The following is a 15,868-nucleotide window of genomic DNA, read 5'->3' on the forward strand; positions in this document are numbered from 1 at the left end:
TAGCAGAAAAAATTACCATAGGCAAATCCCTTGAAAGTCAAAAAAGGTCAAAGTATACTAATCACATAAGGTCAAATATAGTCAAAGTCAAATAAATATTAGATTTAATTAATAGGAGGTTTTATATTATGCTGTGTCAATTATGTAAAGAAAACCAAGCCAATGTTCAACTAAATTTAAACATTAATGGACAACACAGCAATATGAAGCTGTGTCATGAATGTTATACAAAAAATAAAAATGCTATTAATTCAGGAATGAGTCCTAAAATGAACTCCTTCCCTGGATTTTCATTTGATGATTTATTTTTCAATATGAATGGCTCTGAAAATAATCATCATTTAAATGGTCAGACACCTACTCCGCAAAATGGTCAAAATGGAAAGGGAGGATTTATTGATCAATTTGCCCGAAACTTAACACATATGGCTAAAGGAGGTCTCATAGACCCCGTGATTGGTCGTGATGATGAAGTTAAAAGGGTCATTGAAATATTGAATCGTCGTAATAAAAACAATCCGGTGTTAATTGGTGAACCAGGTGTCGGAAAAACAGCTATCGCCGAAAGTCTAGCAATGAAAATAGTCGACGGAAAGGTACCTGGCAAATTAAGAAATAAAGAAGTTTATTTACTAGATGTTGCTTCTTTAGTTGCGAACACTGGTATTCGTGGGCAGTTTGAGGAAAGAATTAAGCAATTAATCGCAGAATTACAGGAGCGTAAGAATATAATTCTTTTCATTGACGAGATTCATCTCCTTGTAGGAGCAGGTTCTGCAGAAGGTTCAATGGATGCTGGTAACATTTTAAAACCAGCTCTTGCACGCGGTGAACTTCAACTTGTCGGTGCAACAACACTGAAAGAGTACCGTCAAATAGAAAAAGATTCCGCTCTGGAACGACGATTCCAGCCGGTTCAAGTAGCTGAACCGACACCAGAGGGTGCAATTGAAATCTTAAAAGGGATTAAGCATAAATACGAGGATTACCATGAAGTAACTTATTCTGACGCTGCAATAAAGGCATGTGTTCAATTATCACACCGTTATATCCAGGATCGATTCTTACCTGATAAGGCGATTGACTTACTTGATGAAGCAGGATCTAAAATAAATCTAACTTCAGATGGTCAAAGCCAGGATCAGTTTGAGAAACGTTTACAAGAAATAGCTGTTCAAAAAGATTCAGCTCTCAAAAAAGAAAACTATGAATTAGCTGCTTCACTTCGTGATGAAGAAGCTTTACTTGAGAAATCGTTAAATGAAACTTCAGAAATCAGCAGACCAATTGTAGAGCTTTCACATATTCAAGAAATTATTGAGCAAAAGACCGGTATTCCTGTTGGTAAATTACAAGAGGATGAACAGCAAAAACTGAAACACCTTGAGGAAAACTTAAATACTAAAGTTATCGGCCAGAAGAAAGCTGTAGAGAAGGTTTCAAAGGCGATTAGAAGAAGCCGTGCCGGCTTAAAATCTAAGAATCGTCCAATTGGCTCTTTCCTTTTTGTCGGACCAACAGGCGTGGGTAAAACCGAGCTTACCAAAACATTGGCTGAAGAATTATTTGGTTCATCTGAAGCGATGATTCGTCTCGACATGAGTGAGTATATGGAAAAACACAGTATTTCCAAATTAATTGGTTCTCCTCCAGGTTATGTAGGTCATGATGAAGCAGGACAACTGACTGAGAAGGTAAGAAGAAATCCATACAGCATAATTTTATTAGACGAGATTGAAAAAGCTCATCCAGATGTTCAGCATATGTTTTTACAGATTCTCGAAGATGGGCGTCTTACAGACAGTCAAGGAAGAACAGTAAGCTTTAAGGATTCCGTTATCATTATGACAAGCAATGCTGGTGTGGGACACAAAACCATTCATGTTGGCTTTGGAACAAATGAAGCAATCGAAGAAGCTTCTATCCTAGATTCTTTGGGCAGCTTTTTCAAGCCGGAGTTTTTAAACCGTTTTGATAGTATTATTGAATTTAACTCACTTGAAAAAGAACATATCATGCAAATCGTTGATTTAATGGTACTTGATTTACAAGAAACGTTAAATGAGCAAAATATTGAATTTACGATTACACTTGAAGCAAAAGAAAAGCTTGCGGAGCTTGGCTACCATCCAGCATTTGGTGCACGCCCGCTTCGAAGAGTCATTCAAGAACAAATTGAAGATAAAATTGCAGACTATATTTTAGACCAGCCTGAGGCAAATAAATTATCGGCAATTTTAGAGGATGAACAATTGAAGGTAACATCCTCAGAAAGTGTAAACGTTCAATAATTTCAAAAGCGAAGCCATGAGGCTTCGCTTTTTTAATCTTTATTATAACTTTTTATCTTCAACGGAATTTAACCAGTTTTCAATTTCCCCAACAACTGATTCTACGCAGCCATCCTCAAACGGTGATATCAAGTTAGCTTCTTTAACGAGCTTTGTAAAGGACATGCTTCCACCAAGTTTGCAAAGATTTACATAGTCTGCCCAAGCTTCTTCTTGATTTTCTCTCGAACGTTTCCAGAATTGGAAGGCACAAATCTGTGCTAGCGTGTAATCGATATAATAGAAAGGCGAGTTAAAGATATGTCCTTGTCGCTGCCAGAAACCACCGCTCTCTAAATAATCATTTCCATCATAATCTTTATGCGGCAAATACTTTTTCTCAATTTCACGCCACTGCAGCTTACGCTCCTCTGGGGTTGCTTCCCAATTTTCATAAACCCAATGTTGGAATTCATCTACGGAAACTCCGTATGGAAGAAATAATAACGCGTCACTTAAGTGGGAAAATTTATATTTATCGGTATCTTCCTTAAAGAAAAGGTCCATCCATGGCCAAGTGAAAAATTCCATACTCATGGAGTGAATCTCACAAGCCTCATAAGTTGGCCAATAATATTCAGGAATTTCAAAATTCCTGCTAGAATAAACCTGGAATGCATGGCCTGCTTCATGTGTTAATACATCAATATCCCCTGAGGTTCCATTGAAATTAGAAAAAATAAACGGCGCTTTATAGTTTTCGATAAAAGTACAATACCCACCGCCTGCTTTACCTTTTTTGGCCACAAGATCCATTAAGTTGTTATCCTGCATGAATTTGAAAAACTCTCCTGTTTCCTTAGATAGTGCTTCATACATCTGTTGACCGTTTTCAATAATCCATTCAGGAGTGCCTTTTGGTACGGCATTACCTGTTTTATAGTTAAAGCCCTCGTCGAAGTATTTTAACTGTCCCACACCGATACGGTCCTGTTGTCTTGCTTTTAATTTCGTAGCAATTGGAACAATAAAGTCCTTCACCTGCTGACGAAAGTTTGCCACCATTTCCGAATTATAATCTGTTCTCATCATTCTATAGTAGCCTAGTTCTACAAAGTTTTTATAACCTAACGTATGGGCAATTTCAGTCCTTACCTTAACAAGATCATCATAGATCCGATCAAGGTCGCTTTCATGCTGGGCTAAAAAACCAAACTTTGCTTCAGAGGCAAGCTTTCTCGTTTCCCTGTCTGTTGATTGGGTGAAAGGCTCCAATTGTGCAAGTGTTCTTTCTTCCCCTTCAAAATTAATTTTTGCTGAAGCAATTAGTTTTGTATACTCAGTAGATAAACGGTTTTCTTTTTGAAGTAATGGTACAATTTCTGGTTTAAAAGTCTTTAATTGCCCCTCAGCCAGTGCAAATAATTGCTTACCATATTTTGCCTCTAAAGCATTCCTGTATTTAGAATTAACAAGAGCCTGATAATATTTCGTAACCAGGCCTTCTATTTCAGGCTGAACTTCATCCATATAATCCTGCTCTGCTTTATAAAACTCATCATTCGTGTCAACAGAATGACGGATATAGCAAAGATTAAACATTGTCCCAATATCATTTCTAATTTCATTCACTTCGTTCATGGCCAAACTTTGCTCTTCTAGAGAAGAAGCATTCGTAAATTTTTCGATTGCCGTCTCAAATCTTACTTTTACTTCGTCAAGGTTTGGACGGGTATATGTATACTCTTCAAATCTCATGGATACAACCCCTTTATATCAAACTTTTCCAACTATTTATTTTTCGACACTATTCATTAATATTCCTTCAAGCAAAAAAAAATACGGCAAATGCCGTATTAAAATTTTCCAGCTGGCAATCCAAGTTTTTTCAACAATTCAATCGCTTCTTGTTTTTCGGAATCTGTCAAACTGGACATTAGTGAATGAATTTGCTGCGCGTGTTCGGGAAAAATTTCTTGAATAAACTCTTTCCCTTTTTCTGTAATTTGTGCAAAAGTTACTCTTCTATCGTTAGGACAAGCGATTCTTACTAAGAATCCTTTTTGTTCTAACTTATCTACAACATATGTGATGCTTCCGCTTGCCAGTAAGATTTTTCCGCCAATTTGCTGCATAGGCTGATCACCTTTATGATATAAAAGCTCTAATACGGCAAATTCCGTTGGGTTTAATCCACTTGCTTGAATTACTCTATTAACATGCTCATTAATTGCTTTATAAGCTCTGGATAGCACAATGTATAGCTTTAATGATTGAGATACAGATTCATTTTCCATAAAGTATCATCCTTTTTATAAAATCTCGAGCTATCTAGCTGCAGTGCCAAGGCGCTTCCGCTTTTCTTATTATCTCGACTTCAAGATTATTATAAAAAACTTTTGGTTTTATGTCAATTTAACCTAGTTTTACAATCGGTTCTTTCTTAATGATTCTTGATTTTAATCCCTCTATCATTTGATTTATTCCATCATTTCTTTCTTCTGGTGAGATTTTTTTATGCAGAACACTGTAAAGAGTTATATCTCTTAGCATGAAAAATAATGGAAGCTGTTGTTTCCAGTCTTTTGGTAATGAGTGGTACTCCTCATACCCTTTGGTAAAATGTGATAGGAAATTGATTGCAAACTGCTCGCGCTCCATTTCACTAGCACTTTGGTATCCATATAGTACGGAATAGTAAAGCGGGATTGCAATATCAGAAGCAAACCAATGATAACTACAATCGTCAAAGTCAAAAACATGAACACATTCACCATCATAAAAAAAGTTACCTGAATGGATATCGCTGTGTATAAGCCCAAAATTATCCTTGGTTATTAGGAGCGATTGCAATTCGTTAATTAACAGTTTAGTATTCTTAATAATCTCTTTCTCGTTTGGCACATAGGTTTCAATATCAAGCAATTCCTCATCCTCCCATGAAGGGCGAAGCTTTATCTCTTTGCTTGGCTGGTACTCCTTCGTGACAGCATGCATTTGGCCTATCGCTTTGCCCCACGCATGAAATAACTGATCATTAAATTCGGGTGATTTAATTTTCACAGGGTTGCCTGGTACTTTGGAAAACAGACTAGCATAAAAAAACGAACCATCACTAGCTTGCAGTGCCTCAATTAGTTCATTTTTTGATGATTTGAACGCTTCAGGGCATTTTACATTTTGATTATGTAAATAATTCATCCATACCAATTCAGCAAGTATTTGATCCTTATCTCGATGGGAACTATGTGTGATTCTCAGAATAACAAGGGTGTTCCCACGATAAGCCTCAAAAACATAATTCTCAAAATCCCCTAGTTTTTTTAACTCCGTTTGCAAATCGAAGGACTCAAGAAAATAATTAAGAACATCTTCCGTAAACAAAATTTCAACTGATTTCTCCATATGATCCCCTTCTTCTATCATAAATGGTTTTCTCATTCATTATATTTAGATATTCCGAACTTAGAAACATTCCATTTCTCATTTCTATAGAATTTCTGTAAGATAGGAGTATTAACAGATTGATAATTTCATAAACGAGGTGCGGATAATGAGTCAACCAGCTACAGTGTCTGCCAACACAGCAAAAGCCTCAGACACGACTATGTTTAATATTCTTTTTATTATCGGGCTTTGCCATTTGCTCAACGATGCCATACAAGCTGTTGTTCCTGCGATGTTTCCAATTCTAGAAAAATCTATGGGCTTATCCTTTACCCAGCTTGGTATCATTGCCTTTTCCTTAAATATGGTTTCGTCAGTTCTGCAGCCAGTAGTTGGTGTCGTGACAGATAAAAAACCAATGCCTTTCGCTTTACCAATAGGGCTTACCTTAACTCTATGCGGTGTTCTTGGATTAGCGGTTGCACCTTCATTTGGCTTAATTGTTTTGTCGGTAATTTTCATTGGCTTTGGGTCTGCAGTATTTCATCCAGAAGGCTCTAGGGTAGCCTATATGGCTGCAGGGAGAAGAAGAGGGCTTGCACAATCGATTTATCAAGTTGGCGGTAATACAGGGCAGGCATTGGCTCCGCTAATTACAGCGCTTATCCTTGTTCCACTAGGACAAAAAGGTGCTTCATGGTTTTCACTTGTTGCAGCATTGGCAGTATTGTTATTAATCTACATCGCTAATTGGTATAAAAAGAGATTAGTTGAAAATCTGCCTTTATTAAAAAAGAAAAATTCAACGGCAGATAAAAATACTGGTCTATCAAAAAAGGTTAAACATTCACTATTTTTAATTCTGTTACTAATATTTGCAAGGTCATGGTATATTTCGGGGATGACAAATTTCTACGCTTTCTTTGCCATTGAAGAATATTCCTTGACGATTAAGGAATCACAGATTTTCCTTTTTGCCTTTTTAATTGCCGGTGCATTCGGTACTTTCTTTGGCGGTCCGCTGGCTGACCGATTCGGTAAGAAAAAATTAATATCTGTTTCAATGTTACTCACTATACCATTTTCTATACTTATTCCTTTTGTTCCACCTTTTATTGCATTTATCTTTCTAACTCTTACAGGTTTTATTTTAATGACCAATTTTTCTGTGACAGTGGTTTTTGCACAAGAGCTTGTACCTGGGAAAATCGGGACAATGTCTGGTCTAACAGTGGGACTCGCTTTTGGTATGGGGGCAATCGGTTCAGTTGGACTCGGGTTTTTAGCAGATTTATTTAGTATGTCAGCCATGGTTTCTTCGATTGGATTTCTGCCATTGCTTGGATTATTGGCTTTTCTCCTTCCAAGTGATCAAATGGTCCAAGAATGGAATCAACAGCAATAGAAAGGATGGGCTTTGGCCCGTCCTTATTTTTATGTAATTCCTCTTGTTTTTTAAGTTTTCGAAAAATTTTAACATTTGTACTCAAAAAATCTTAAAAACTATCATATAATATAGTTAGAACATTAAAGGGAGGGCTATAATCATGAAAACACCTAATTATCATGACTTTTATCAAAAGGCATTAATACCAATCGGTTTCAATGACCTGTTGTCACTAAAGGAATTCGAATCTTATGAAGTTGATTCACCTTCCACTCATTGGCTTATTGCTGTAGAAGGAGAGCAGCTCCCACAATCAAATATATACTTTCTATGGAAAGTAAGTATCTATCCAGCTGATTGTGATGGTGATTTTAATTGGAAGAAACCTTTTTATTGTTCTCCAACTATGGAATCTATGGACCGCGCGCACGAACTTGCCTGCTCATTGGTTACGTCAAGTAGATTAGATCAACTCTCCACCTTAAGCCTACAAGAGAAAATAAGTTAATCCACAAAAAATACTCCCCTTTTGCTTCACCTTCTTTTTACCCTAACTTGTGAAAGAACCCACAAATAGTGAAATCAAACTACATAAAAAAATAAATTGGTGCTGCTCGCAATCGCAAGCAACACCCTAGTAGTTAATTTAAGCCAGTCGAAATACTATACCATGTCCGCCTTTCGGATATTCCCACTTAATATTTTGGTACGGGCAGCCTATCCTGCAGCTTCCACATTCGTGGCAGCCTTCATAACCAACCTGCATCCGTAGTCCTTCCCATTTGTACACTTCCGCAGGACAGAAAATGGTGCAAATCTTATCTGGGCATTTTGTCATACAGATATCATTGTCCATAACAGTTAGATGGGATTTCGTATCAGCTTTAAAACGAAGAAGGTACTGTTTTTCTTCGATATTCTTAGTTGACATTATTTCACCGCCTTCCAGGCTCGATAAATATCTTGTATAACCTTGAACGTTCCTCTTTCCGCCGTTACACTCTTCATAATTTCTTTCTGCTTATCACGTTTTGGTGTTCCATCTACTGTGAAGAATTTACTCATAGCCTTGTTCATCATCGGAACATATTCTTTAAAATATTGTGGATTGTTCTCAAATGTGTGTGTTGCATCTTTATATTTCTCTAAATCTTTAATTATAAAACTATCATAAAGCTTCTGACGGTAAAGATTTAAACTGGACTGAGAGAAGTCTCCGCGATGCTTCGCCTCAATTACAGTTTCTGCAGCCAGTAAGCCAGAATGCATCGCCATGTTCGAACCTTCACGATGAATTGCGTTAACAAGCTGTGCAGCGTCACCAACTACCACTACACCGTTTCCTGCAACCTTTGGTACTGAACGATATCCTCCCTCTGGAATGAGGTGGGCAAGATACTCCGCTGATTCTCCGCCTGCCAGCATCGGCTTAACCATTGGATGTGTTTTTAGATAGTCTAAAAGATCATAAGGCTTCATTTTTGATTTGATCATACTTGATAGAGTGGTACCTACCCCGATATTCAAACTATCCTTATTCGTATATAAAAATGCTGTTCCAAGATTCCCTTTTGTTGAATCACCAAAAATTTCAATCGTACAGCCTTGATTATCTTCTAAGTTAAATCGATCATTAATTTTTTCTTTTGGTAAATTGATAACTTCCATTACGGTTAAAGCAACTTCATCTGGACGAAACTCCTTATGGAATCCTAACTGCTTTGAGAGCAATGAATTAACCCCATCTGCCAGGACAACAACATCAGCATAGACTTCTCCATTTGGACGGTCCGTACGCACACCAATAACCTTACCGTTTTCAACAATACATTCTGTTACAACCGTTTCATTGATTAACAATGCCCCTGCTTCAACCGCCTTTTTTGCAAACCACTGGTCAAATTGCGCCCGCAATACGGTAAAGTTATTATAAGGCTCAACTCCCCATTCGAGACCTTTGTAACCAAATTGAACGACTGACTCCTTATCCATCATCCAAAAACGCTGCTCGATAACTGGTCTTTCAAGTGGAGCTTCTTTCCAAAACTCTGGAATTAACTCTTCCATTTGCTTCCGATACAACACACCGCCCATTACGTTTTTACTTCCAGGATACTCTCCTCGTTCTATAAGCAATACGTTTAATCCTTTTTGAGCACATACAAGTGCACAAGAAGTTCCTGCTGGTCCTGCCCCAACAACAATGACATCAAATTTTTCTGGCATAGCTTATTTCACCACCTTTTTCAGTTCGTAGCTGTTTAAATTGTTGTATTAATTTAGGGACAATTTCCATTGCGTCTCCTACAATTCCGTATGTGGCTACATCAAATATCGGTGCATTTGGATCCTTATTGATAGCGATGATTAAATCTGAATTTTTCATACCAACTACATGCTGGATAGCTCCGGATAGAGCAATCGCAAAATATATTTTTGGGGTAACGGTTTCACCAGTCTGACCAATCTGCAGCTCATGCGGTAACCATCCTGCTTCAACCACATCTCTTGTACCACCAACAGTTGCTCCAATCGTATCAGCTAGTTCGTAAAGTATTTGGAAGTTTTGTACATCCCCCATTCCTTTTCCACCACAGACAATAACATGTGCATCAGCTAAATTTGCCTTTTTTGTTACGTCATTCACAATTTGCAGTACTTTTGTGCGCATATCTTCTTCTCTGAGTGTGATGCTCTCCTCAATAATTTTACCTGTTCTTCCCGTATCTGGAGGAAGAGCCTTCATTACCTTAGGTCTTACAGTCGCCATTTGCGGCCTATGCTTTTTACAGAGAATCGTTGCCATAATATTTCCGCCAAATGCAGGACGACTAGCTTCAAGCAAACGGTTATCTACGTCAACATCGAGCATGGTTGTGTCAGCAGTCAGACCTGTAACCAAATCAGTTGCCACAGCACTGGCTAAATCTTTGCCATTTGGTGTTGCTCCGTAAAGAATAATTTCTGGCTTGTATTTTGGTACAAGCTGCATAACACCCTTCATGTAGGATTCTGTCCGATAATCTTTCAAAACCGGATGGTCAACAAGGTATACTTCATCTGCACCATATGCAATTACTTGGTTAGCCAATGGTTTTATTCCACTCCCAAGTAAAAAACCGGCCAATGGAACTTGTAATTTATCAGCCAGCTTTCTGCCTGCTCCAAGCAATTCGAGTGAAACTCCTTCAATTTTACCGGCATTTTGTTCAATGAATACCCAAACGCCACGGTAATCATCAAAATTCATGTAAACTCCTCCCCGCTTCAAAAGAATGATCTTTATTGTTTAGATGACTGTAATGTTAAAACGTCTTTTTGCTCCATCAAGATATCCATAAGTTGTTTAACTTGATCATCAGGGGAGCCTTCAATTTTTTTCCCGCCTTCAGGACGTGGAGGAGTAAACATTTTCCCAACAATTGTTGGCGAACCTTTTAGTCCAAGCTGTACACGGTCAACATTTTCAAGATCGCTAACAGCCCAAATTACTGGTTCATATCTTGCAGCTTTAATCATATTTGGCATAGGAGAATATTCGATCTGGTTTATTTCTTTTTCAACAGTCAGAAGGCATGGCATTTCTGCTTGAATTAATTCATAGCCGCTGGATAATTTTCTTTTGATTAACACAGTTTTTTCTTCTAAATTGACTTCAGCAACTTCAATTACATTGGTTACCGGTGGAATATCCAACCTTCTGGCAATACCAGGTCCTACCTGTCCAGTATCTCCATCAATGGCATGCTTGCCGCAAATAATCATATCCACTGGAATTTCCTTATTGATTTTTTCTAATGCTTTAAATAAGGCATAGCTGGTTGCAAGTGTATCAGCCCCTGCAAAGGCACGATCCGTAATCAAATATCCCCGGTCAGCACCTATCTCAATACTTTTTTTAATAATTGCGGTTGCTTGCGGTGGTCCCATCGACAAAACTGAAATCGTACCACCGGTCTTTTCACGAATGCTTACAGCTTCTTGTACAGCATGAGCATCATAAGGATTTAGAATGGCTGGTGCGCTTCGTCGGTCGAGTGTGTTTGTTTTAGGATTGATTTTAATGATTTTTGTATCTGGTACTTGTTTTACACATACGACAATGTGCATGTAGTACTTTCCCTCCCCCATTTTTGCTTGTTTGTTTTGAAAGCGTTTGCCTTCCTTGGTTATAAAAAATGCCATATTACGATATATGTATCGCAACACAAGCATAGTACCAAACAATGATAGAATTCTTTTGTTAAAATTGATAAATTTAAGGTATGAGGTAAAGTCTAGAAGTATAAAGGCAGAAGATTTCATGATGTGAATGAATAGTAAAAAATAATAGGACTAATTTAACTATAAGTAATATTCAGATATAAACAATGATAAAAATCACAGTTTCTGTCTAATTATGTAGTAAATTTTATTTAGCACTATTTTTAATAGATGAAAGGTTTGAGGCTGGTATGATGGAAGTGTTTGTAGGAAGTGTTCTTTCTGCTTTATCAACGGGTGCAGGTGCTCTAATCATTCTTTTTATCAATCAGTCACTTACACACCGCTGGATGGATATACTCTTGGCTTTTAGCGCTGGAATTATGATGGCGGCCTCAACAATCGGGCTTATTCCTGAAGCTATGAAGCTGGGCGGTTTTGTTTCACTTTCAATCGGAGTATTCTTGGGGGTTTTAGCATTAACCACTCTCGAAAAAAAAATTCCGCATATTGACCTTGAACATAATCAGTATGGAATTCAATTTGATGAAAAGGCATTGTTAATCATTGCAGCGATTACTCTGCACAATATTCCAGAAGGTATGTCGGTCGGTGTCAGCTATGCTTCGCAAACTGAGGATACGGGGAATTTGATTGCACTTGCGATTGGGTTTCAGAATGCACCAGAAGGCCTTCTTGTTGCACTGTACTTACTCAATCAAAGATTAAGCAAATTCAAGGCCTTTTTACTGGCAACTCTAACAGGTGCAATTGAAATTGTCACCTCTTTTATCGGGTTTTATTTAACTTCCTTTGTACAAGGGCTTGTCCCCTATGGTCTTTCTTTTGCGGCTGGAGCGATGTTGTTTATTATTTATAAAGAGTTAATCCCAGAAAGCCACGGAGATGGCAATGAAAGAGTTTCAACTTATGCATTTATTACTGGTCTATTAGTAATGGTTTTTTTAATAGACATTTTTTAAGTGAGATTCTTATACAAACACTTTCGGCCAAATCATAACCATCTGATTAAAAGCAAATCTCACTTCTTCGTTTGGCCGTGAAAATTGCTGAGCTGCTCTCTGATACTCATTTATTAAAACATCTAATTCTTGGCTGTATTTTATCGTTTCTTCACTTGTGAATCCTTTTTTATTTGCACAATTTATCATCATTGCACGTTTAACTTTTATTGCGTTAAGCATCTCAGAAGGGTTATAACTTTCCATATCCAATCTCTCCACCTACTCCTTACTCTTTTACACTAAACTGCTAAAAAATTGATTACTTGATGAATTATGACAAGATTTTAGACAAAAGTAAATACTTTCGCAAAAGTAGACAAAACAAGCATTTTATTACATCTTTCGACAAAATTCACATGCTATTCTTTGTTTTTACGACAATTTTCATGCTATTTTCAGTGATGATTTAGTAAATTTATTTACTAAAATACATAAAAAAACTGGCTTTATAGCAGCCAGTTTTTAAAAATTATTGATGAATTCCTTCTTTTTCGTAAATTGGCACCCAGCCCTCAGTAGTAACGAAAATACGAATAGCAACTACTTTACGATCTTCTTCTAGTGTAAAATAATGTCTTGTGTTCTCTGGAACTGAAATTAAATCTCCAGGGTTAAGATGAACTTCGAAAAACTCTCCGTCTTTTCCCTGGATAACAAACACTCCATGACCGCTTACGATAAAACGAACTTCATCATCCGAATGGTGATGCTCGTTTTTGAAGTTTGTTAGCATGGCATCTAGGTTTGGGGTGTTATCAGATAAAGAAATAATATCCTGTGCTTTGTATCCTCTTCTAGCAGATATGTCTGAGATTTCTGTTGAAAAAACATATAGAATTTCATTCTTTTCTTCATCACTTAAAAGATACTTTTCAACAAGCGTATCTGGGAGTTTTGAAATATCCCAATTTTCATAGATTACTTCTTGTGAAGCTAGAAAGCTTGCTACTTCTTCTTGGTTTTGAATTTTCTCTTCTCTATTTTGAAATGTAATATATGCCATGATCAGATCAACACTCCCTCTATTTTTATACAACTTTAAACAATTGGTATGGTTTATGTTCTAGTAAGCGTAATTGATATTTAAATAAAAACTCCGATGCCTCGAGGATTTTTTTTGCCTCAAATGCATTTCTTCCCCATACAGTGATTCCGTGATTACGGATTAACACAGCACCTGAATCCTCTTTAATATGCTCAGAAAAAGCCTGTGCGAGTGTTGGGATATGAGCATAGTTTTCGATAATCGGAATCGTCAGTACTGCGTCCTCTTCCCACTTGTTGAAAGCCTTAATCAGCTCTTGCCCCTTAAAAGTTACCTCACCCTGGCCGCCATAAACCTCAGAAATCACGTTATTATCTACGGTGTGAACATGGAGACTGCAGCCAGCATTAGTTTTTCGATAAATTTCAACGTGAAGCAGTGTTTCTGCAGAAGGCTTTAAATGAGTTTCTTCTACTGCATGCCCAAATTCGTCTACTAACAAAAAGTCCTCTTCTGTACGTTTGCGTTTATCCTTACCACTGGCTGTCACCAGAAATTGCAGTGGATGATCACTTACCTTTATTGCAAGGTTGCCGCTTGTTCCCATAAACCAATCACGCTCAGCCAGTTCATCCTTTATGTCTGCTAACTCCTGCCATTTTTCCTTTAACATGATGTCCTCACCTCAATCTGATTTTTAATTTCTTCTATGCAGTCATAAAAGGTAGTAAAACCTTTATAATTTAAACCCCATTCAGAACATTTTTTCTCTAGCAAATCTCTTGCCAAAACGAAATCAGCTTGTTTCGCTGCCTCTAAATCGGTTACGGAGTCACCAATTACGATTGTAAAGGTATCTGCATCTTGGTTTAACCTTCGGATAATACTAGGTTTGCAGCATCCGCATTCATTTTCACACAACGAATCACAGATGTAAGGCCAAAGTATTCTTATGTTTTCCCCTGAAAAATCACTGTGGTTACAATAAATCCCTTCAAATGGACCGTATTTTTCAAGAATCGGATAAACAAAGAAATCAATCCCGCCGCTGACAATATAAAAGGGTATATTTTCTGCTCTAGCAAACTCGACAAATTCAGAAAAACCTTCCCGGATTTTGGCGTTTTCGATTGCAAACTTGGTAATTTCATCTTTTTGGCTGCTAGGAAGTTCTGAAAATAATTTTCCTACACCCTCACTAATAGAGATCTCTTGTGTTAAAATTTGGTCTTTAATTAGCTCCCAATTAGGTGGTGCAAATTTCTTCATGATTGCAATGATGTTATCACTATCAGTAATGGTCCCGTCAAAATCACAGTAGATGACCGGCTTCATTATACTGACACCTCTGCATTTCCCCATAACTGCAATGCACTCTTAAGCTCCGGATATTGCTCAGCACCTTCTGCTAAGGTCTTCCCCTGAAGTTTCACATCAATCGCTTGCCTGAATGCGAGTCCGCCGCCGAGCGCACCGTTTGGATGGCCATGAACGCCGCCTCCAGCGTTAATGACAGATTCAATTCCGAAATCCCGAATCAACAGTGGCACCAACCCAGGATGAATGCCCGCTGAAGGAACAGGAAACGACCGCTTGATAGTGTCCGTTTTGATTAATTCCTCTGCGATTGATATTGCCGAGGATTTCTCTAATGCCACTGTTCCATATGGTGATGGGAATAATGACAAATCAGCACCAGCAAGTCTGAGAAGCTTACCTAATAACAATGAATGAGAGAGACCATAGTGGGAAGATGATGTTAAAGCCCCACTTACAGCAGGATGAGCCATTAATGGCAAAGAATTTTGGTCATCCTCTCGCAACTCTTGAAGAACGTCTAATCCATAGGCAAAAACATTAAATAGTAACAAGTCTGCACCAAGTTCTTTTGCTTTTCTAGCTTTGTCCTTCAACTGCGATGTCCTGCCTGTAAGATTTACCGCATACAAAGTACGATGTCCGGTTTCATCATATACTTCTTGTAACACCTTTTTACCTTCTATTATTCTTTTTTCAAACGGAGTCAGCTCATTTTCAAAAAGAATTTCGTCATCCTTTACGAAATCAACACCGCCAAGAGCCTGCTGCTTTAGCTGCTCTGTTAGGAAATGGATATCCTTCCCAAGAACTCCTTTAAAAATGCTCATTAATAACGGACGATTAAAAACACCAAGCTTCTCTCTTAATCCTTCAATGCCAAATCTAGGACCAGGGAATTTGCTTTTTAATTCATCCTCAAATTGTAAATCAATTAATTTTATTTTTCCGTCTAATGAAAGTTTTCCAAAAACAGTGGTCAGAATTGCAGGAATATCATTAGAAAAATTGATAGTTGGATAGGCTATACGGATTATCGACTGATCTTCTTGCAAACCTTCAGTCGAAACTACCCTGCCCTTGTGTTTACGTAATTGACTCTGTTCTAGTTCAGGTAAGTTCGTCCATGAACCGACAGTCAAACCTAAAGCAATTTCCTCAGCTTTTTTCACAAGATTTTTTTCACCATGAACTAGGTATGTAGCGATTAATTCAGTCAAATTAGCTCTTCCTTTCTAGAGAAACATAAAAAACCTCTTCCAAAAAGAAGAGGTTAGCATCGCAAACTAACATC

The 15,868-nt window shown here is 37.7% G+C and carries 16 protein-coding genes; 4 read left to right on the top strand and 12 right to left on the bottom strand.

What is annotated here, in order from left to right:
* Positions 1-128: 128 nt before the first annotated feature.
* The gene (locus ABC255_RS22900) at positions 129-2,291 is read left to right on the top strand and encodes an ATP-dependent Clp protease ATP-binding subunit (RefSeq protein WP_412997104.1); all 2,163 of its coding nucleotides are present in this window, start codon (positions 129-131) and stop codon (positions 2,289-2,291) included.
* A gap of 42 nt (positions 2,292-2,333) precedes the next feature.
* Here the strand turns inward: ABC255_RS22900 and ABC255_RS22905 are convergent, their stop codons facing one another.
* The 3 genes from ABC255_RS22905 to ABC255_RS22915 form a co-directional block, all read right to left on the bottom strand.
* A complete protein-coding gene (locus ABC255_RS22905; RefSeq protein ID WP_412997106.1) occupies positions 2,334-4,028 on the bottom strand; it encodes a M3 family oligoendopeptidase in 1,695 nt (564 codons plus the stop codon).
* A 98-nt stretch (positions 4,029-4,126) separates the two neighbouring features.
* Positions 4,127-4,567, bottom strand: a complete 441-nt coding sequence (locus tag ABC255_RS22910) for a MarR family winged helix-turn-helix transcriptional regulator (RefSeq protein ID WP_335533658.1) — start codon at positions 4,565-4,567, stop codon at positions 4,127-4,129.
* A gap of 118 nt (positions 4,568-4,685) precedes the next feature.
* Positions 4,686-5,711 (bottom strand): phosphotransferase enzyme family protein, encoded by a 1,026-nt coding sequence (locus ABC255_RS22915; protein ID WP_412997108.1) that lies wholly within the window; start codon positions 5,709-5,711, stop codon positions 4,686-4,688.
* A gap of 112 nt (positions 5,712-5,823) precedes the next feature.
* Here ABC255_RS22915 and ABC255_RS22920 point away from each other — a divergent pair, with 112 nt between their 5' ends.
* Together ABC255_RS22920 and ABC255_RS22925 are read left to right on the top strand one after the other, a co-directional pair.
* Complete coding sequence (locus ABC255_RS22920) at positions 5,824-7,062, top strand: MFS transporter (RefSeq protein WP_412997110.1); 1,239 nt, start codon at positions 5,824-5,826, stop codon at positions 7,060-7,062.
* A 142-nt stretch (positions 7,063-7,204) separates the two neighbouring features.
* Positions 7,205-7,552, top strand: coding sequence for a hypothetical protein (locus tag ABC255_RS22925; protein WP_412997112.1), 348 nt, complete (start codon positions 7,205-7,207; stop codon positions 7,550-7,552).
* Positions 7,553-7,690: 138 nt separating this feature from the next.
* On the opposite strand, the gene ABC255_RS22930 is transcribed toward ABC255_RS22925, so the two are convergent.
* Genes ABC255_RS22930 through ABC255_RS22945 form a run of 4 tightly spaced genes read right to left on the bottom strand, consistent with a single transcriptional unit; the run spans position 7,691 to position 11,154 of the window.
* Entirely contained in the window at positions 7,691-7,975 is a 285-nt protein-coding gene (locus ABC255_RS22930) for a ferredoxin family protein (protein WP_063251520.1), read from the bottom strand.
* Positions 7,975-9,270 carry an FAD-dependent oxidoreductase gene (locus ABC255_RS22935; protein ID WP_335533669.1) on the bottom strand — a complete coding sequence of 432 codons (1,296 nt, stop codon included), beginning with the start codon at positions 9,268-9,270 and terminating at the stop codon, positions 7,975-7,977. The genes ABC255_RS22930 and ABC255_RS22935 overlap by 1 nt, the downstream gene beginning before the upstream one ends.
* On the bottom strand, positions 9,254-10,294 hold the full coding sequence (locus tag ABC255_RS22940; RefSeq protein WP_412997115.1) for an electron transfer flavoprotein subunit alpha/FixB family protein: 1,041 nt from the start codon (positions 10,292-10,294) through the stop codon (positions 9,254-9,256). The genes ABC255_RS22935 and ABC255_RS22940 overlap by 17 nt, the downstream gene beginning before the upstream one ends.
* A gap of 32 nt (positions 10,295-10,326) precedes the next feature.
* Positions 10,327-11,154: an electron transfer flavoprotein subunit beta/FixA family protein gene (locus tag ABC255_RS22945; protein WP_335533674.1), complete on the bottom strand. Its 828-nt coding sequence runs from the start codon at positions 11,152-11,154 to the stop codon at positions 10,327-10,329.
* A 344-nt stretch (positions 11,155-11,498) separates the two neighbouring features.
* Here ABC255_RS22945 and ABC255_RS22950 point away from each other — a divergent pair, with 344 nt between their 5' ends.
* Positions 11,499-12,230 carry a ZIP family metal transporter gene (locus tag ABC255_RS22950; protein ID WP_412997117.1) on the top strand — a complete coding sequence of 244 codons (732 nt, stop codon included), beginning with the start codon at positions 11,499-11,501 and terminating at the stop codon, positions 12,228-12,230.
* Between the two features lie 9 nt (positions 12,231-12,239).
* On the opposite strand, the gene ABC255_RS22955 is transcribed toward ABC255_RS22950, so the two are convergent.
* The 5 genes from ABC255_RS22955 to mtnW all read right to left on the bottom strand — a co-directional run bounded on the left by ABC255_RS22955 (position 12,240) and on the right by mtnW (position 15,794).
* Positions 12,240-12,476 carry an aspartyl-phosphate phosphatase Spo0E family protein gene (locus ABC255_RS22955; protein ID WP_307303567.1) on the bottom strand — a complete coding sequence of 79 codons (237 nt, stop codon included), beginning with the start codon at positions 12,474-12,476 and terminating at the stop codon, positions 12,240-12,242.
* A gap of 265 nt (positions 12,477-12,741) precedes the next feature.
* Positions 12,742-13,275, bottom strand: coding sequence for a 1,2-dihydroxy-3-keto-5-methylthiopentene dioxygenase (locus tag ABC255_RS22960; RefSeq protein WP_412997119.1), 534 nt, complete (start codon positions 13,273-13,275; stop codon positions 12,742-12,744).
* A gap of 25 nt (positions 13,276-13,300) precedes the next feature.
* On the bottom strand, positions 13,301-13,930 hold the full coding sequence (locus tag ABC255_RS22965) for a methylthioribulose 1-phosphate dehydratase (RefSeq protein WP_412997121.1): 630 nt from the start codon (positions 13,928-13,930) through the stop codon (positions 13,301-13,303).
* Positions 13,924-14,595 carry a 2-hydroxy-3-keto-5-methylthiopentenyl-1-phosphate phosphatase gene (locus ABC255_RS22970; RefSeq protein WP_412998619.1) on the bottom strand — a complete coding sequence of 224 codons (672 nt, stop codon included), beginning with the start codon at positions 14,593-14,595 and terminating at the stop codon, positions 13,924-13,926. The genes ABC255_RS22965 and ABC255_RS22970 overlap by 7 nt, the downstream gene beginning before the upstream one ends.
* Entirely contained in the window at positions 14,592-15,794 is a 1,203-nt protein-coding gene (gene mtnW / locus ABC255_RS22975; RefSeq protein WP_412997123.1) for a 2,3-diketo-5-methylthiopentyl-1-phosphate enolase, read from the bottom strand. The genes ABC255_RS22970 and mtnW overlap by 4 nt, the downstream gene beginning before the upstream one ends.
* Between the last annotated feature and the right edge of the window lie 74 nt (positions 15,795-15,868).

Source organism: Neobacillus canaveralius (genome assembly GCF_047237705.1).
GTDB classification, from domain to species: Bacteria; Bacillota; Bacilli; order Bacillales; family Cytobacillaceae; genus Neobacillus; species Neobacillus niacini_K.

What these genes read in the sequence shown, in the direction of transcription:
- ABC255_RS22905 (WP_412997106.1), bottom strand. Translation starts at nt 4,028, where the DNA reads ATGAGATTTGAAGAGTATACATATACCCGTCCAAACCTTGACGAAGTA.
- ABC255_RS22930 (WP_063251520.1), bottom strand. Translation starts at nt 7,975, where the DNA reads ATGTCAACTAAGAATATCGAAGAAAAACAGTACCTTCTTCGTTTTAAA.
- ABC255_RS22915 (WP_412997108.1), bottom strand. Translation starts at nt 5,711, where the DNA reads ATGAGAAAACCATTTATGATAGAAGAAGGGGATCATATGGAGAAATCA.
- ABC255_RS22960 (WP_412997119.1), bottom strand. Translation starts at nt 13,275, where the DNA reads ATGGCATATATTACATTTCAAAATAGAGAAGAGAAAATTCAAAACCAA.
- ABC255_RS22935 (WP_335533669.1), bottom strand. Translation starts at nt 9,270, where the DNA reads ATGCCAGAAAAATTTGATGTCATTGTTGTTGGGGCAGGACCAGCAGGA.
- ABC255_RS22900 (WP_412997104.1), top strand. Translation starts at nt 129, where the DNA reads ATGCTGTGTCAATTATGTAAAGAAAACCAAGCCAATGTTCAACTAAAT.
- ABC255_RS22920 (WP_412997110.1), top strand. Translation starts at nt 5,824, where the DNA reads ATGAGTCAACCAGCTACAGTGTCTGCCAACACAGCAAAAGCCTCAGAC.
- ABC255_RS22940 (WP_412997115.1), bottom strand. Translation starts at nt 10,294, where the DNA reads ATGAATTTTGATGATTACCGTGGCGTTTGGGTATTCATTGAACAAAAT.
- ABC255_RS22955 (WP_307303567.1), bottom strand. Translation starts at nt 12,476, where the DNA reads ATGGAAAGTTATAACCCTTCTGAGATGCTTAACGCAATAAAAGTTAAA.
- ABC255_RS22965 (WP_412997121.1), bottom strand. Translation starts at nt 13,930, where the DNA reads ATGTTAAAGGAAAAATGGCAGGAGTTAGCAGACATAAAGGATGAACTG.
- ABC255_RS22925 (WP_412997112.1), top strand. Translation starts at nt 7,205, where the DNA reads ATGAAAACACCTAATTATCATGACTTTTATCAAAAGGCATTAATACCA.
- ABC255_RS22910 (WP_335533658.1), bottom strand. Translation starts at nt 4,567, where the DNA reads ATGGAAAATGAATCTGTATCTCAATCATTAAAGCTATACATTGTGCTA.
- ABC255_RS22950 (WP_412997117.1), top strand. Translation starts at nt 11,499, where the DNA reads ATGATGGAAGTGTTTGTAGGAAGTGTTCTTTCTGCTTTATCAACGGGT.
- ABC255_RS22945 (WP_335533674.1), bottom strand. Translation starts at nt 11,154, where the DNA reads ATGCACATTGTCGTATGTGTAAAACAAGTACCAGATACAAAAATCATT.